A 16,195-nucleotide genomic window follows, 5' to 3' on the forward strand; every position below is an offset into this window, starting at 1 on the left:
AAGTGTATTAAGTGAAACATCAGCGAAATGAAGCCGTCCATTATTGGATACGGGCGATCATCCTGCTCAGTTTTTTATGTTTTATTGTCTATCTCGTCAAGACGGGGACGTTAATGTATTATATTGCACCCAGAATGAAAATCTTTATCCAGTTAGCTGCAGTCGGGCTTTTTCTTCTCAGTGTTAGTCAATCATACCTGGCCATGCAAACTGCCCGAAAACGCAGTGTCATGTGTGAGTGCCAATGCAATCCGCCGAAATCCCTTAAATGGAATGTTGGGATTTATTCATTGTTCATCTTTCCGTTGCTGCTGGGAGTTCTCCTTCCCAATACCATCATGGCTAGTAATGTCGCTTCGATAAAAGGGATGAATTTAACCCCCGCTCGACTGGATGCGGAGTTGCAAAAAGACGTTCCGTCAGATGAACCCGAAGGAATGGATTCGTTCGATGCTGAACAAGAAATTCCGATGGAACCTGAACCGTTTCCCGAATATGAGCATTTAGAGGACTTTGCGGAGTTTGGCAAGAAAATCAACGAGCTTCCTTATATCACCGTAAATGACACTGGTTTTATGGAATACCTGACAACTTTCAGTCTATACGCTGACGCTCTTACTGGAAAGAAAGTTGAGCTAACAGGGTTTGTCTATCGGGAACCCGATATGGCCGCTAATCAGTTTATCCTCTCCAGGTTGGCCGTCCAATGTTGTTCTGCTGACGCCACTCCCTACGGTATCATCGTTGAAGATGATGCTGCTGCCACTTTGCAGAAAGACACATGGGTTCAAATAACGGGAACAATCGGAAAAACAAACTACAATAATCTTGACGTCGTGAAAGTGGATGGAAAATATATTCAACGGATCGATGCTCCGGAGACTCCTTATGTCTACCCTTACGTTGACAATTTTAACAACCTACTGGATTAGTAATACCGGTAAATTGATCATCTATCATTTGAAATACACTAAAAACGAGCCCTTAGAGAATTTCTCGAAGGCTCGTTATACGTTTATTATTTGAAGGAAGGTTGGTGCCCGGCCACAACCTTTCAATAAAGCACAGATATAATATATTCTATCTACTCTGTATTGACATCCCACATTTCCGCTGTTTTTTTTGACGTTTAAGCCTATAACCTCCATTAACGCCAGAAGTCGATTCAACCATTCCGGCCTTAACCAGGTTAGATAGTATTTTAGATAAGTATGATGGTGATACTCGCTGCTTTTCAGCGAGTTGCTGAACCCCTACTGGTTTGTCTAGAGGTGATATACTTAGAAACAACATCGTATGAAGAGCATAATTCGTCGCCTTGGAAAATTTCATTTAATCACCACTGGTTTCGTATTTGACGAAATCGCATCAGATTCAGACCCTGTCCTCTGGATGCATCACCAACATTGAATTAAGCAATTTTAAAGCAGCGGGGTGTGAAAACTGTTCGATTTTTTTGGCGTCTGCCTCGTCAACAATTGTACCTTCCTGCATAACCAGCAAACGGTCGCAGAAAAAACACGCGGCCTTAATATCATGAGTTATAAACAGATAAGAGATACCGAAACTATTTTTCAATTCATTCAACAAAGACAAAATCGCGGATTGCGTAATAACATCCAGGCTACTGATGGCTTCATCCAGTACGATTAATTTTGGGTTTACTGAGATCGCACGTGCGATCGCCAGACGCTGTTGCTGTCCACCACTAAATTGATGGGGATAATGATCAATAGACACAGGATCAAGACCTACTTTATCCAGCAACATGCGAGCATGCGCCTTTGCTTCTTTTCTATCCATTTTGACAAAGTTAAGTAAGGGTTCGACTACAATGTCTCCCGCCTTTAACCTCGGATTCATGGATGACAAGCTGTTCTGAAAAACGGCTTGCATGTATCTACGATATGGAAACCGCTGCTTTTGACTCATTTTGTTCCATTTTTTACTCATGAAGAATATTTCGCCGGAGTCCGGCTGGTCCAGTGCCAGAATTAATCTGCTTAAAGTGCTTTTACCGCATCCGGACTCACCCACCAGACCGACACATTCCTCCTCTTTAATCGTGAGCGAAGCTCGGTTAACCGCACAGAATCGTTTTCCATTGCTCCAAGGGCTTCTAGATTCCAGCTGATACGTTTTAGAAACTTCACTTACTTCTAAAACATTCATTCGTATCTTATATGCCTCCTATCTAAAGGTTAACAATCCAGCGAAGGCCTAAAGTCTATTCTGGCATGCAATAAACGTCGGGTGTATTCATGCTTAGGCGAATCAAACAGCTGTTTGCAAGGTGCCAATTCAACAACTTCTCCTTTCTGCATAACTGCCACCGAATCAGCCATTTCAGCAATTACGTCAAGATCATGCGTAACGATTACAATGGCCGCCCCCGTCTCTTGCCTTAAGACTGTCAACTCATTCAAAATAAGCTTGCGATTGCTTGCATCCAAACCGGTTGTCGGCTCATCGGCAATGATCAATTCCGGTTTCATAGCCATCGTTATTCCGATCATCACTCGCTGCAGCATGCCCCCGCTCAACTGGAACGGATACAGCTTCAGAATCTGCATAGGACGAGGCAGGCCGACCTTAATCAGATACTCTTCCGCTAATTGGGAGGCCTCTCGTTTATTCAATTTCATATGAGTCCTAAACGTTTCGATCATGTGTGCACCTATGGTTCGTAGCGGATTAAACGCAACCCTTGGATTCTGCATGATCATGGAGAATGTTGTTCCTCGAAGCCTTCGGTGTTCTCTAGCTGAGAGCGCAACAATATCCGCTTCCTTGAACCAGATATGACCTTTCGTAATCCGAAATTCTTCGGGCAAAAGTCCCATAAGCGCCATGCATAATGTGGTTTTACCGCTGCCGCTCTCCCCCACAATACCAAGTACGCTGTCCGCGGAAATTGATAGATTGACGTGATCGACAACCCGTTTGTGATTTCCCTTCTTCATTTCGACGGATAATTGCTCGATTTTAATGGATGAAGCTGTTTCTCTTGATAAACCGTTTTGTATCATAATTTCTCCTTGGGATCGTACAACGTCCGAAGTCTGTCCCCGATTAGATTAAAGGCAATAACAGAAAGCAAAATCGCTAATCCGGGATACATCATAAGCAAAGCATGGCGCCACACATAGTCTTTCCCTTCATTGATCATCATGCCCCATTCCGCTTGTGGTGCTTGTATTCCCAGCCCCAGAAACGTTAGTCCCGTCATGTCGAGGATGACGCCTCCCGTCTCCAGCAGCGCCAGCACTGATACAGGAATAACGATATTCGGAAGGATATGTTTCAATAGTATTTGCAGATAATTGGAACCAGACACGATGGCTGCTTGGACGAAATCGCTCTCTCTCAACGACAGAACAATCCCCCGAACGAATCGTGCATAGTAAATCCACTGTGAAAAAATCATGGCTATCAGCAAATTTGAGAACCCGGAACCCAACACGCCTACAAGTGCAAATGCTAACACTAGTGTCGGGAAGGCAAGCAAAATATCGCAACACCTTATGAAGGCACGATCCAGCCACCCTCCTTTTAAAGAGAAAAAAGCACCCATCACCGTTCCTGAAACAACACTGCATGTTACAACAATGAGTGCTCCACCCAAAGAATAACGTATCGCAATAAGAAGCCTGGAAAGAATGCATCGGCCCAAGTGGTCTGTCCCCAAAGGGTATGTCCAAGAGGGCGGGCTAAACTGGATTGATAAATCAACCAGATAAGGATCATGGGGAACAATCCAAGGAGCCAATGCTCCGGCAACCCCCATGAAAATCAAGAATAAAAATCCTGCACCAGCAAGTCCCAGGCGGATCCTTAGAGAAATGCGAGTTCCCGATGTAATCGAAATCATCTGTCAATCCCACTCTCCTCGCTTTGTTCCAATCTTGGATCAATCCATCGTTGTAGTAAATCGACCAATAAATTTATAAAGACATAGACAACAGCCATAAGCAAAACATAACACTGGATCACCGGATAGTCACGATTAGAAATGGATTCAATCAAGTATCGGCCCATGCCTGGCCAGCTAAACATTTGCTCTACGATAACCGTTCCCCCTAGCATATTCCCCAGGCTAATTCCCATTACTGCAAGCAAAGGTGAAAACGCATTACGTAACACATGATGAATAAGAATGAAGCCTTCCTTCAGCCCACGTACTTTTGCGTATAGCACGTAAATCTCTCGCATTTGATCGAGTAGCTGACTGCGTAACAAACGGGTGAACACTGCAGTTTGGGCAAGCGCGAGCGTAATGGATGGAAGAAGTAAATGCATTAAACCACCTTTTCCCTGGAAAGGCAGCCAGTCCAGCTTGAGCGAAAAAAAGTATATGAGGATGAAGCCTAACCAAAACCGCGGGATGGCAGTCCCGACATAGATAAATATGGCGGTAGCTCGATCGATCCAACGATTGGGAAACAATGATGATAGAAGGCCGAGTGGTAAACTGATCATCACCGTAAGTAGCATGGCCGACAACGCCAATTGTATCGTAGCTGGAAATTTCTCTGCGATTTCTGAAGAGATCGGGAGTTTACTTACATAAGATACTCCAAAATCCAGTTTCACTATATTAGAGATCCACATCCAGTACTGGATATATAAAGGTTGATCCAATCCAAGCTGGGAACGCACCTCGGCAATCGCTTCTTCAGTTGCATTCAGGTTAGATTGTCGAAGGATGACCTCAGCAGGCTCTACCGGTACAAGTCGGACAAGCAGAAAAGTTAGCACAGATACCCCTATGAGAATTAAAGGGAGTGCAGATAGTCGTCTCCAAACAAATCTCCGCATTAACTTCTCCGTCTATGGCCGCAGATCAATGGATTCAAAAGGAAACTTGTACTTTGAAGCGGTTGGTTCAACTCCGATCCATTTCTTTTGGTAAAGTGCAATATTGGCCTCATACGAAATAGGATAAAATACTGCTTCCTCATGAATCTGGAATAAAATATCAGCATACATACTTCTTCGTTCTTCTTCATCTTTGCTTATAAGAACCTTATTAATCTCTTGGTCTATTTCCTGTTTCTGAGGCAGGTTTGAGAAAGCTTCAAAAATTCCGTCAGCCGTTGGATTCGCGATTACAGTAACAAAATTATGTGGATCGTTAGGGGCTCCGTAGCTGGACCAAAAATTCATATTGGCTTCTCCGTTTTTAAGCATTTGTAAGCCAAGCATGACTTCAACGCCTTGAATCTCCACCTTAATTCCTACCTTAGCCAAATCTCCTTGGATTACTTCAGCCATCTGCTTCTGAACCGCTTCCGTGCTAATATAAACAAACTTCAATACCAATGGCTTCCCGTCTTTCATTCTCACTCCCGATGATGGATCAATTATCCATCCAGCTTCATCCAATAAATTGCCCGCTTTAGCCGGATCGTACTCAATCGGCTTCAGATCCAGGTTAGCATACGGAATATTTCTCCCGAGAGCTGTTTCAGCGTTAAGCTCCGTTCCCTTCGTCACGCTTTCAATCATCGAAGCCTTGTCAATTGCGTATTGAATGGCCTGGCGAACTGGCAGTTCCGAAGTTGCCCCTTTCAGCGTGTTTAAAATAATCGCACGGGTCGTCAGGCCATCCGAAAGAGAGACGCCGTACTTGCCGGATTCTTTCAAGTGAAGGAAGCTGTCTCTGCTGATGACGCCTCGTCCGTATATCAAATCGATATCCCCTTTTTCGAAAGCCAGCACAATGGATTCCTGATCCGGAATAATTTTGACCGTTATTTGCTCCAGCTTAGGTTGTTGTCCCCAATAATGTTCATTGCGCTTGAAAACCGCATATTCATCTTTTTTGTACTCTTTTAACGCCCATGGCCCTGTTCCTACCGGCTTAACAATGGTTTCGGATGTTTTCCCGTCAGCGGGGAAACCAGCCTCTCCCAGGAAACGAAACGGCCGAACAAAGGACAGATCCTGAAGAACAGGATAATAATAATCCTTCAAGAGCAGACGTACGGAAAGATCATCTACTTTTTCAACGTGATCGATATGCTTCATGATACCGATCCAACTGTGCCGACTTTTATTTGCCATTATGGCATCAAAATTACGAATGATATTATCGGCTGTCAGACTTGTGCCATCGGAAAACTTGACCCCTGGGCGAAGATGGAAGGTGTAAGTCAGTCCATCTTCGGAAATGTCCCAGCTCTCTGCTAGACTGGGTTTGATTTTTCCATCTTCACCATAAGTAACTAGCGAATCATAGATCATGGACTGAGCAAACATCTCGCTTGGTGCATATAAATGCGGATTGAGCGGACCAATATCATTAGGCCATGCCAAAGTAAGCGCTTTGTCAGACGATGTGGCTCCCTGACTTACAGATTGGGTTCCAGTGCTGGAACAGCCCGCCAAGAATATGACAGCGAGGAACAACACCAGTTTTTTCTTGACTCCTAACCCATGGTTTTTCATTTGATCAAAAACGTCCTTTCTTTCTTCTAGATTGGTGCTACAAAGCGAAATAAATAGGCCTCTTCGTATTCATATTGAATTCGGTCCCGGACGTTTCTGAAAAAACGTTCCTTGTTGGAAAGCTGAACATACATGTCGGGAGTCAGCCGTGTAATACCTACTTCAAAACCTTCTGAAAAGAAGGCTGAAGCAATATCATCCAGTGCATGAAGATTCATAGGTAGCATACTGTTACTGTCAATTTTCTTGCGCATATAAGGGAGGCTTGGATTCTTGCTGTAATCACTATAGCTGGCATAGTAGACTCCCCCGGGCTTTAAAGCAGCTTTGATTTTATATGCATGCTCCTGAAGGTCGGATATTAAGTAAATTACAGCTGTGCTGACGGCAAGATCAAAGCGATGACCCCACTGCTCAGGGGATGCCGTAGCTTCATATTGAAGGGGTAAATCCCCTTTGCGTTCATTAGCAACCTGAATTGATTCCTTTCCTAGATCTGTACCCACTCCTTCCCTGAAAGGATACTGTGAATAAAGATACCTGAGAAATCCTCCTTGATTACACCCGAAATCCAACACCGAAAAATCGTTGATCTTTTCCTTCTCAAGAATTTTATCGATTATCTTATTCCAGAAGGTTCGATGACTTTCTTCCATCAGTTGTTCGCTCTCGGTTGGCGCATTCCACCATTTGTTATACAACTGTTCCTTATTCAACACTCTCTCCTCCTTAATAGGCACTTAAATGTAATTATTACGATTATAGGCGACAACATATGCTTACATGGTGAGGTATTACGGAGTATGATCACCATCAAACTAATTTCGCTAGTATTATTTCGTCAACTATAATCACACCTCGTTGCTCTCATACGTTTTCAGTGTCAGGGTAAACTTTAATTTGCTTGAGTTTGTCAAACACAATACGCGCTACTGCATCGTGTTGATGAATGGATTCCTCATTACGGCAATCGATACTAAAATTACGAACCCAGTCCTTTTCATAAAGATCCGCCGCTACAAGCCGAACAATATCTTCCACAAAACGCGGATTTTCATATGCATGCTCTGTAACATGTTTCTCATCTGGGCGCTTTAAAATCGGGTGTAGGCAACTACTTGCATTGCTCTCTGCTGCTTCCAAAAGCTCTTCTTTCCACTGTTCGGGAAGTGACTCACCATCGTAGCCCTCCACCTCAATGCGTAATAAACCACGTTGGTTATGGGCACTATACTCGCTAATTTCTTTTGAGCAAGGACATAATGTCGTAATTTGTATCTCCAATTGGGCTTTTAGAACAGCTACATTGCCAGCCTCCCATTTCACAGTAACGGATGCTTGGGAATGGCTTAAACCCATTAACCCACTTACTGGTGCCTGACGTTCATAGAACCATGGATATGATACTTTCAATTCAGCTTTCCTTTGGTCCATTTTCTTCGAAAGACGTTTCGTCAACTCAATGAGATCAGGAATTTTGTCACTGAGTCCCAATTCTCTACTGTTCTGAAGTTGTTCAATGAGCCGGCTCATATTAATTCCTTTATTCTCCCTTTCGAGAGATGTCGAGAGTCGAAAATTTCCAATACTCGAAAATCTTTGAGGAGTTATGGAAGACACAACTTCAATAGGATATTTCAAATTATCGATTCCAACCTGCTCCAATTCAAACAAAAAATCGTTTCTGCTATTCTGTATATCCTGCATTTCTTCCTTGACCACGGGTTTCTTTCCTTTGACCGGATCCACTGTACCAAATAATTGAAGTCGTTCATGTTTCGATGGAAGTAAAAGAGAATCTCCTTTTTTATTCATTGTCATAATATCCCTACCTGGTTATTTATTTGGCACTGCAGGTTACACACTGTTCCAACAGCCCTTTTAGCTCATTCTTAGGAAACTGCTCTCCTATAAATACAGCTACATCTTGAACCTTTCCTTGCGGATTAATCGGAATAAGTTCTAACTGCCTGTATGCGAATTGAAACAACATACGCTGTCCGGTACCTGCCTCCGTAAAAATGCCTTTTGCACGGTAAACGCTCTCTGGAAGTTCTCTTATGATTTGTTCAAAACCACTCCTGTCTATGTAATTTTGAAAGTAATGCGTATAAACCATAACGTGATCGTAAGAATGATGATGCACATGAGCGGCATTTTGAGAATGCTGATCATGGTGACTATGGTTACATACAGATTGCTGATGTGTATTCTCTTGATATGATTCCTCAAGAGAAATAGGAAAAGTATCTTCTAGAAAAATTGTATCCAACACGGAATAATCGATTTGACAATGAACGGTATCATATAGTAATGCATTAGAATTTATTGATTCAATAATCTTTCTCAGCTCTTTCAAGTCTGAAATATGAATAAGATCCGATTTGTTGAGCAGTAAAACGGATGCACATCGGATTTGATCTCTCATGAGATGATAGGTCTTTCCAGACCCTTTCCGATACCAATGTTGAAAATGTCCGGCATCTAGCACTGTAATCATCGCGTAGATATCAATTGGAATCAATAGTGCTGCCTCTGTTACCGCCTCAAAGATATCGATCGGGTTCGCTACACCAGTAGCTTCAATGATGATTAGATCTGGCGACGATTCATGCACCAGTTTTTGGATTTCCATTCCCAAATCACCACTTATTGTGCAGCAGATACAACCACTTAACATTTCTCGCAACGGAACATCCTCATTTACAAGCTGACCATCCAGGTTGACATCGCCAACTTCATTCATGATGATGGCAGGACGCACTCCTTTTTTCTCATAAAAATTTAGCAATTTAGATAGTAATGTCGTTTTACCGCTCCCCAGAAAACCAGACAAAACAACAACAGGAACCTTTTTCACCCATATCACCTTCTTAAAGTCATTATATTTTCAATTATCAGCCGCTGGAGCTTTATCTTTACCTTTAACGGAAAGACCAGACGCAATGAATTTGCCGTCAAACGAATATACCTTGAGCTCCTCCAAACAATCTCCTGAAAGATGTCTTCGCACAAGCTCTCTGCCAAGGTCAGGGGTTATAGATTTATACCATGTTCCTTCTGGGTAAGCAATTACGACACAAGCGTCCGCACATCGACCATTACACCGAGTACGTGTAGTATGAATGAAATTGTCAGCTCCTAGCGTAGTAATTTCATCCCGGATTGCTTCCGTCACTTCTTCGGCATTCAGCTTCATGCAACTACCGCCATTACATATAAGTAAATGACAGCGAGTCTCATTTAAATTCCAAGTCGTCATAGAACATCTCCTTCTCTAGCGATACATATTACTGAGGAGGTTGAACACCTACCCTGTCTTAATTGTAATTATTACGATTATACACACGTATAAAGTATGTTTCAATCTTTAATTGGATCTTGTTATGAATCTGAAGAAGTTTTCAAAGTGCTGTTTGACAAAAGAAAAACGGAGTTCTATACTTGTCTTAATTGTAATATTTACAATTAAGACATCTGTCTCGAGGAGTGATTCTTATGTCAATTCAACAGACCGACCCACGTATTCCCGTCACGGTACTGACAGGTTTTCTCGGAGCCGGTAAAACGACCTTACTAAATCATGTATTAACAGCGGAGCATGGCGAAAAAATAGCGGTCATTGTCAATGAGTTCGGTGAAGTTGGTATCGACAACCAACTTGTTGTAGGAGCGGATGAAGAAATCTTTGAAATGAACAATGGCTGTATCTGCTGTACGGTACGAGGTGATCTCATTCGTATTCTTAATCAGCTTAGGGATGCGAAGCTGGGTAATGGTGATCGCAAAGCAGATTTTGAACGTGTGCTCATCGAGACGACAGGTTTGGCAGATCCTGGCCCGGTTGCGCAGACCTTCTTTGTCGACCCTGAAATAGCTGATTTTTATAAGCTGGATGCGATTGTTACGGTTGTGGACGCAAAGCATGTTGAGCAGCATTTGGACGACGGACATGAAGCTCAGGAACAAGTCGCCTTTGCTGACGTACTTTTGCTGAACAAAACGGATCTTGTTTCAGAAGACGAACTACAGAGGTTGGAACGTCGCCTTCGTACCATGAACTCGGCAGCCAAGCTATATCATACCCAGCAGTCCAAAATTGACATTAACCAAATTCTCGGGATAGGTGCTTTTGATTTAGAGAAGAAGCTGGAGATCGAACCTGGATTTCTGGAAGAAGAGCATGATCATGAACATGACGATGAAGTAACCTCTATTTTCTTTCGGGAAACTCGACCTCTCGACTTAAAGAAAGTCGAACGTTTTCTCAATGAATGGTTGGTAGACCATGGCGTAGACACATTCCGATATAAAGGCGTTTTCAACATTAAGGGAGTCAAGAAACGAGTCGTTTTTCAGGGCATTCATATGCTGTTCAGTTCATATCCTGACAGGGACTGGAGACCAGATGAAGTGCCAACCAGCGAATTCGTGGTGATCGGTCGAAATCTTGACGAGAACTGGTTCCATGAACAGTTTGCTGGTTGTGTAGCCACTTAAGACATAATCGATTTAACCAAAAAGACCTCTCAGCCGTAGGTCTGTGCCATTTCCAGCTGAGAGGTCTATTATATTCATCAGGTTTTTTGTTGAAAAATAATTAATCCTAATTGTAACTATCCAGGGAGAGTGATGGAATTGAAAATGGACGAACTTTATAAGCAGCTTATCATCGATCATTATAGACATCCCCGAAATTATGGTGAAATAAACGACATGTCTTCCATTCGATTATTTTATAAAAACCCCACATGTGGGGATACGATTGTATTATATCTGCTAGTCGATCAAGGGCAGATCCATGATATTAAGTTTGAAGGTAACGGGTGCTCCATTAGTATGGCATCCTGTTCCATGATGACATCAGCTGTTAAAGGACGGTCTTTAGAGGAGGCGGAAAATCTCACCCGTCTGTTCTCCTCCATGATCACGATCGGGATCTCCCCGGAAGATGAGGCCCTGGAAGAATCACTTTCGTTACTAGGGGTTCATTCGTTTAGGGCTCGGCATAACTGTGCGCTAATGGGATGGCAGGCATTGCGCAAAGTTATTAATCAGTATAAGAATGATGACTCCCCACCACAACAAGTTTAAAAGCATGGTTCCTCGGACGGGACCATGCTTAATGAATATCATTTCTTCTATTCCATAGTCTCTTCTTTCTCCAGTGCCTGGCATACTTCACATATCCCATAGACCTCAAATCGATGTCGCAAGACTCTGTAGTCCCCAGGTAATTCAAGACCATGATCCATTGGGCAGTAGTCAAAGGGAAGCGTTTTTTCACAATTGACGCAAATCAGATGATGATGGTGGTGAGTCAGGCAGTTCTCTTTGAATTTTAAACCTCCGTCCATAAAGTAGAAATGTTCCAAAACCCCCATCTCACTTAACATACGAAGATTACGATAAACTGTATCCAGACTCATGCTTGGGTAATGAACGGACATTTGATCGTAGACATCTTTGGGCGATAAATAGCCATCGTGATCGGCGAAAATTTGGGCTAATGTTCTTCGTTGTTCCGTCACTCTCCATCCATTTCGCGCCATGGTATTCAACATATCTTTAACTTTGGTTTTGTTCTCCTTCATAAACATACGTTCCCTTCCTCAGTATACAAAACATCCAGCAAAATACCGTCGCTCCGTTTTGAAAAAGACTTATCTTTTTATTTTAACAAGAAAGAAGGAAAATGTCATATGTAGTGATTGGAGTGCAGGTGAAATTAGCCCCTCAGTGAGTTTATAACCAAACCACATGCGCTAATTTTTTTTGAAAATCATCTCTTCGGGCCTCCAATAGAGAAGCGCTGCCTTAAAACGATGTTTGTACAACAAAATGCCGTTCTCTTCCGTAACAAACTGTCTGAGAATCTTTTCCGTTGCTTTTCGGTCATAGTTAGCTTCCAAAATAACGCCTAAATTGTCCTTCAGCAGCTGTTCTTCATTCTCATAGCGATAGATTCTTTCCAAATTTACAATTTTGCAATTTACATCGATACCAAGTTCATACAGAAGATTGGTTAAATAGATATAGTCCCGTCGCTGAAATTTGACTTTGTAACCAAGCTCTTGATGGATCTCCCACAAATGCGGTTTTTCAGGCCCGGTTGTCAGCCCGATAATCGCCCACCGTTTGGAAGAGTTATTCATATTTAGAAGCGCCCGATCGATCTCCTGCATCCGATAATAACAATTGATCCCAAAAACAACATCAAACTGTTTTTTTGGTACAGAGTCTTCCCATTTAGAATGAATGAACCGTATATTTTGGTGACCTTGCCGCTTGGTATCCTTCTTTAAATGATTGAGCACACTACGTGAACTGTCCACGCAAACAAGCGAGGATGCTTTATCAGCAGCAGCAAAGGTATAGTTCCCCCATCCCGGTCCAATCTCCAAGACGTCATCGGTAGGCTCGATAAATTGAAGAAGCTCTCGCCGAATATCAGCTGCATAGTCATCCAATGCATCTGTTTTTTTGGGAATAAATCCTTCCCAGAAGGATTCCTCCTTGGCATCGTCGCTCATTCGCTCCGGCAGATTGCCGTTCCAATCCTTCATCCCTTCCAGCCATAGCTGCTTAAAATTCATATCAAAGCGGACGCCGTGATACATATTTAGTTTCCCCCTCTATTCCTCACTCGGTTAAGTCCATACCGGCTCAACCGCAGTCATTTTCAATCCGTATTTTGCAGAGGCAACCTCCACTTTTACGCCGTAAACCGTCTCCATATTTGTACAGGTAAACACCTCCTCAGGTCGACCGGAAGCATACACTTCCCCGTCCTTGAGCATGTATATTTCATCCGAATACCGAGCAGCCAGCTCTAGATCGTGTAAAATCAGGATCACTAGGATGCCCGAATGTTTTGAGAGCTTGCGTACTAGCTCCAACACTTCGAGTTGATGGCGAATATCGAGTGCTGAAGTCGGCTCATCCAGTAATAGCAAATCCGGCTGTTGTGCCAACGCGCGGGCTATCCAAACTTTTTGCCGCTCTCCCCCGCTTAGCTCGTCCAGATAACGCGTTGTATAGTGATCCAGATGAAGGTCGGACAGGAGGGTGCCCACAATATGAAGATCTTCTGATGACACTCCCCATCGAATGTACGGCTTTCGCCCGAGCATGACCGTTTCCATGACAGTCAGCGGAAAACTGGATGCCGTATGCTGAGGAACGTAAGCTTGAATTTTAGCCAAATCTCTGGGTTTGAGGGAATATACGTCTTTTCCCCTAAGCCAAACCGTTCCCTTCTTAGGCGGAAGAATGGAAGCGATGCTTTTGAGCAATGTCGTCTTCCCTGCGCCGTTAGGACCGACAATACTGACCACCCGGCCCTTTTCCAGATTCATGTGAATATTTCGTAATATGGAGTTTGAACGGTATCCAAATGACAAACCCGTTATTTGTAAAAACAAGACTTCCCCCTCCTAGGTCCAATACTCCCGGCGCTTCTTGACCAGTAAATAGATGAAAAATGGTGCGCCGAAGAAGGAAGTTACAATTCCAACGGGGATTTCAATCGGCGTAAGGAGCAGCCGCGCCACCGTATCCGACGTAAGCAAGAGCAAGGCGCCGATCAAGCAAGAGCACGGTAATAAATATCTATAGTCGGTACCGATTATCATTCGGCTGATATGCGGGGCAACAAGCCCGATAAAACCGATAATGCCTGTAAAAGCAATGGTTGTTGATGCCAGAAGCGTCACCGTCACCAAGCAAACCCAGCGTATATGCTTCACTTTCACTCCGAGCGTGAGTGCTACCTCCTCCCCGGAGATGAGAGCATTCAAATCCCATGCATATTTCATCAAGACTAATAGCGCAAAGGCGGACAGCGGCAAGAGAATTTCCAGCACATGCCAACCGGAGCCCCAGAACCCCCCCATTAACCAAATAATCAGATCTTTAAGCGCATCGTTGTTGGAAAAATACTTAAGAGCCGATACGCCGGCCGAGAATAATTGACCAATCGCTACACCCGCGAGTAGCAAGACCGTAGTTGAGCTGTTTTTCATACGAGCAATACCGTATACAACTCCTACTGCCAAACACCCGAAGAGAAAAGCGTTAAAAGCAATCAGCCATGGTCCGCTGTGAACGAGGTTCATACCGAATACGCTAGTGCCCGCCACGATCGCAAGTGCGGCTCCGAAGGCTGCTCCACTTGAAACCCCCAGGGTAAACGGATCGGCTAGAGGATTACGCAGCAATGCCTGCATGATCGTACCCGCTGCGGCCAGCGATATACCGGTCACCACAGACATCAGGACTCGGGGGAGCCGAACCTCACGTACGATATACACATTCATTTCGTCAGCACCGGCGCCAGTCATCATTGCCCAGAGCTCTTGAAGGGGCACCGTCGCCGAGCCTTTGGTGATCGCTGCTCCTGCTGTAATGATCAATAAGATCAGAAGCAATATGAGCAGCAAGAGCTTACGTAATGATCTACCACGGTAAATCGATTCCATTTGACGATCTGAGGACATCGACTCCAATGGGATATCGTTGTGATGGATTGATTTTTCCATCATTCCGTCTCCTTAAACGAGTAGTACCAAATCCCTTGATAAGGAACATCCAGCCATTCTTCAAAATATTCCTTGGCATATGCTTCAGGATTAACATCTTCAAATAGGTCAGGATACAGCCACTTGGAAAGTTGCAAAACACCGATATATCGTTTGTCTGAACCAATAAAATTAGTATGAAAAAAATAAACTTCCCTGTCTTTGCCTGCATTCAACTTCTTCAAGGATGAAATTTTCATGATATTGGCGAACGCCTCATCAAGCGGTTTGGCATCCATCGTTTCGTACCCACCTAGCCAAGTACCATGTAGTGTAACGACATCTGGATTTCGTTTGAGCACATATTCTTCATCGACCATGATCGTTGTGGAAGCCTCCGCAGGATTCCATTGTAGATCGGCTGCATCTTTTCCACCCGCCAAAATTGTGGCGTAACCTTCACCTACGCCGGTCTTACCATCCAGTGACTGGCTTGGAAAAACTCGATAGCCGCCATTGGAGTTGAGAAAACCGGCTGACAGTGCCAGAACACTTTTTTTCTCGCTTGTATCTATAGATTGAATTCGTTTTGCCGGAATACTTTCAATTTCATGCCTCCATTCCAGAAATTTAGCGGCCCTTTCTTCTTTACCGAACAGCTTACCCAGCAGTTTCCATTCTATATCCGTCTGCTCTGGCAAGTAATTGTTCATGCGTACGACCTTAATGCCAGCCGGCTCCAACTTTTCCTCCAGTTTTTGATCAGGCCGATTCGTGTAGGTGAATACCACTTCAGGCTTTAAGCTAAGTATCGCCTCCAAATTTACCTGTTCCGTTTCTCCAATGTCTGGCAATTTGTCAAAGCCAAGATAAGGATTGTGTTTGATCGTATTGTCACCAGTGGCCACTACGCGGTCTTCCGCTCCCAACAGTTTAATGGCTTCTGCTGTATTTCGATTAATAACGACGGTTTTCTGAACCGGGATATTTAGTGTAATTTCTTTGCCACTTGTATCGGTAAAGGTCCAACTTTTTAGTTCCGTATCTTTTTGTGAACTCAGCTGTTGACTTTCTTGATTTGTTACAATTGCATCATCATTATTGGTTGTCGAACATCCCGCTATAAGCAAAGTTAGAATCATTGCAAATGCGAGTCTAATGATAACGTTCGACAAGAATTTTATTTGAATAAACAAAGTGTGTCTCCTCCGGAATTTTAAATGTAA

17 protein-coding genes and 1 pseudogene are annotated in these 16,195 nt (G+C 43.5%); 3 read left to right on the top strand and 15 right to left on the bottom strand.

Annotated features, from left to right (window positions below):
- Positions 1-11: 11 nt before the first annotated feature.
- Entirely contained in the window at positions 12-932 is a 921-nt protein-coding gene (locus BJP58_RS02425; RefSeq protein ID WP_194542642.1) for a TIGR03943 family putative permease subunit, read from the top strand.
- A 187-nt stretch (positions 933-1,119) separates the two neighbouring features.
- Here the strand turns inward: BJP58_RS02425 and BJP58_RS02430 are convergent.
- From BJP58_RS02430 to BJP58_RS02475, 10 genes and pseudogenes are all read right to left on the bottom strand, one after another.
- Positions 1,120-1,332 (bottom strand): annotated as a pseudogene (locus BJP58_RS02430) (Rrf2 family transcriptional regulator); the annotation flags it as partial.
- A gap of 42 nt (positions 1,333-1,374) precedes the next feature.
- Entirely contained in the window at positions 1,375-2,172 is a 798-nt protein-coding gene (locus tag BJP58_RS02435; RefSeq protein ID WP_194542644.1) for an ABC transporter ATP-binding protein, read from the bottom strand.
- Between the two features lie 29 nt (positions 2,173-2,201).
- Positions 2,202-3,029: an ABC transporter ATP-binding protein gene (locus BJP58_RS02440; RefSeq protein WP_194542645.1), complete on the bottom strand. Its 828-nt coding sequence runs from the start codon at positions 3,027-3,029 to the stop codon at positions 2,202-2,204.
- Complete coding sequence (locus BJP58_RS02445) at positions 3,026-3,871, bottom strand: ABC transporter permease (protein WP_194542646.1); 846 nt, start codon at positions 3,869-3,871, stop codon at positions 3,026-3,028. Before BJP58_RS02445 ends, BJP58_RS02440 begins: the two co-directional genes overlap by 4 nt.
- Positions 3,868-4,818, bottom strand: a complete 951-nt coding sequence (gene nikB / locus BJP58_RS02450) for a nickel ABC transporter permease (RefSeq protein WP_194542647.1) — start codon at positions 4,816-4,818, stop codon at positions 3,868-3,870. Before nikB ends, BJP58_RS02445 begins: the two co-directional genes overlap by 4 nt.
- A gap of 12 nt (positions 4,819-4,830) precedes the next feature.
- Positions 4,831-6,450, bottom strand: a complete 1,620-nt coding sequence (nikA, locus tag BJP58_RS02455) for a nickel ABC transporter substrate-binding protein (RefSeq protein ID WP_194542648.1) — start codon at positions 6,448-6,450, stop codon at positions 4,831-4,833.
- Between the two features lie 26 nt (positions 6,451-6,476).
- Positions 6,477-7,166: a class I SAM-dependent methyltransferase gene (locus tag BJP58_RS02460; protein WP_194542649.1), complete on the bottom strand. Its 690-nt coding sequence runs from the start codon at positions 7,164-7,166 to the stop codon at positions 6,477-6,479.
- Positions 7,167-7,317: 151 nt separating this feature from the next.
- Entirely contained in the window at positions 7,318-8,265 is a 948-nt protein-coding gene (gene folE2 / locus BJP58_RS02465; protein WP_194542650.1) for a GTP cyclohydrolase FolE2, read from the bottom strand.
- Positions 8,266-8,290: 25 nt separating this feature from the next.
- Positions 8,291-9,310, bottom strand: a complete 1,020-nt coding sequence (locus tag BJP58_RS02470; RefSeq protein ID WP_194542651.1) for a CobW family GTP-binding protein — start codon at positions 9,308-9,310, stop codon at positions 8,291-8,293.
- A 30-nt stretch (positions 9,311-9,340) separates the two neighbouring features.
- Positions 9,341-9,712, bottom strand: coding sequence for a (2Fe-2S) ferredoxin domain-containing protein (locus BJP58_RS02475; protein WP_194542652.1), 372 nt, complete (start codon positions 9,710-9,712; stop codon positions 9,341-9,343).
- 236 nt (positions 9,713-9,948) lie between these two features.
- Here BJP58_RS02475 and BJP58_RS02480 point away from each other — a divergent pair, with 236 nt between their 5' ends.
- Positions 9,949-10,950 carry a CobW family GTP-binding protein gene (locus tag BJP58_RS02480; RefSeq protein WP_194542653.1) on the top strand — a complete coding sequence of 334 codons (1,002 nt, stop codon included), beginning with the start codon at positions 9,949-9,951 and terminating at the stop codon, positions 10,948-10,950.
- A gap of 144 nt (positions 10,951-11,094) precedes the next feature.
- Positions 11,095-11,544, top strand: a complete 450-nt coding sequence (gene sufU / locus BJP58_RS02485) for a Fe-S cluster assembly sulfur transfer protein SufU (protein WP_233355104.1) — start codon at positions 11,095-11,097, stop codon at positions 11,542-11,544.
- A 47-nt stretch (positions 11,545-11,591) separates the two neighbouring features.
- Here the strand turns inward: sufU and BJP58_RS02490 are convergent, their stop codons facing one another.
- The 5 genes from BJP58_RS02490 to BJP58_RS02510 form a co-directional block, all read right to left on the bottom strand.
- Complete coding sequence (locus tag BJP58_RS02490; protein ID WP_194542655.1) at positions 11,592-12,050, bottom strand: Fur family transcriptional regulator; 459 nt, start codon at positions 12,048-12,050, stop codon at positions 11,592-11,594.
- Between the two features lie 165 nt (positions 12,051-12,215).
- The gene (locus tag BJP58_RS02495; RefSeq protein WP_233354875.1) at positions 12,216-13,046 is read right to left on the bottom strand and encodes a class I SAM-dependent methyltransferase; all 831 of its coding nucleotides are present in this window, start codon (positions 13,044-13,046) and stop codon (positions 12,216-12,218) included.
- Between the two features lie 54 nt (positions 13,047-13,100).
- Positions 13,101-13,874 (bottom strand): ABC transporter ATP-binding protein, encoded by a 774-nt coding sequence (locus BJP58_RS02500; RefSeq protein WP_194542657.1) that lies wholly within the window; start codon positions 13,872-13,874, stop codon positions 13,101-13,103.
- A gap of 12 nt (positions 13,875-13,886) precedes the next feature.
- Complete coding sequence (locus BJP58_RS02505) at positions 13,887-14,993, bottom strand: FecCD family ABC transporter permease (protein WP_233354876.1); 1,107 nt, start codon at positions 14,991-14,993, stop codon at positions 13,887-13,889.
- A complete protein-coding gene (locus tag BJP58_RS02510; RefSeq protein ID WP_233354877.1) occupies positions 14,990-16,165 on the bottom strand; it encodes an ABC transporter substrate-binding protein in 1,176 nt (391 codons plus the stop codon). The genes BJP58_RS02505 and BJP58_RS02510 overlap by 4 nt, the downstream gene beginning before the upstream one ends.
- Positions 16,166-16,195: the final 30 nt, after the last annotated feature.

This window comes from Paenibacillus sp. JZ16, assembly GCF_015326965.1.
GTDB lineage: Bacteria > Bacillota > Bacilli > Paenibacillales > Paenibacillaceae > Paenibacillus_AQ.

What these genes read in the sequence shown, in the direction of transcription:
- BJP58_RS02435 (WP_194542644.1), bottom strand. Translation starts at nt 2,172, where the DNA reads ATGAATGTTTTAGAAGTAAGTGAAGTTTCTAAAACGTATCAGCTGGAA.
- BJP58_RS02440 (WP_194542645.1), bottom strand. Translation starts at nt 3,029, where the DNA reads ATGATACAAAACGGTTTATCAAGAGAAACAGCTTCATCCATTAAAATC.
- BJP58_RS02445 (WP_194542646.1), bottom strand. Translation starts at nt 3,871, where the DNA reads ATGATTTCGATTACATCGGGAACTCGCATTTCTCTAAGGATCCGCCTG.
- nikB (WP_194542647.1), bottom strand. Translation starts at nt 4,818, where the DNA reads ATGCGGAGATTTGTTTGGAGACGACTATCTGCACTCCCTTTAATTCTC.
- nikA (WP_194542648.1), bottom strand. Translation starts at nt 6,450, where the DNA reads ATGAAAAACCATGGGTTAGGAGTCAAGAAAAAACTGGTGTTGTTCCTC.
- folE2 (WP_194542650.1), bottom strand. Translation starts at nt 8,265, where the DNA reads ATGAATAAAAAAGGAGATTCTCTTTTACTTCCATCGAAACATGAACGA.
- BJP58_RS02475 (WP_194542652.1), bottom strand. Translation starts at nt 9,712, where the DNA reads ATGACGACTTGGAATTTAAATGAGACTCGCTGTCATTTACTTATATGT.
- BJP58_RS02480 (WP_194542653.1), top strand. Translation starts at nt 9,949, where the DNA reads ATGTCAATTCAACAGACCGACCCACGTATTCCCGTCACGGTACTGACA.
- sufU (WP_233355104.1), top strand. Translation starts at nt 11,095, where the DNA reads ATGGACGAACTTTATAAGCAGCTTATCATCGATCATTATAGACATCCC.
- BJP58_RS02490 (WP_194542655.1), bottom strand. Translation starts at nt 12,050, where the DNA reads ATGTTTATGAAGGAGAACAAAACCAAAGTTAAAGATATGTTGAATACC.
- BJP58_RS02495 (WP_233354875.1), bottom strand. Translation starts at nt 13,046, where the DNA reads ATGAATTTTAAGCAGCTATGGCTGGAAGGGATGAAGGATTGGAACGGC.
- BJP58_RS02505 (WP_233354876.1), bottom strand. Translation starts at nt 14,993, where the DNA reads ATGATGGAAAAATCAATCCATCACAACGATATCCCATTGGAGTCGATG.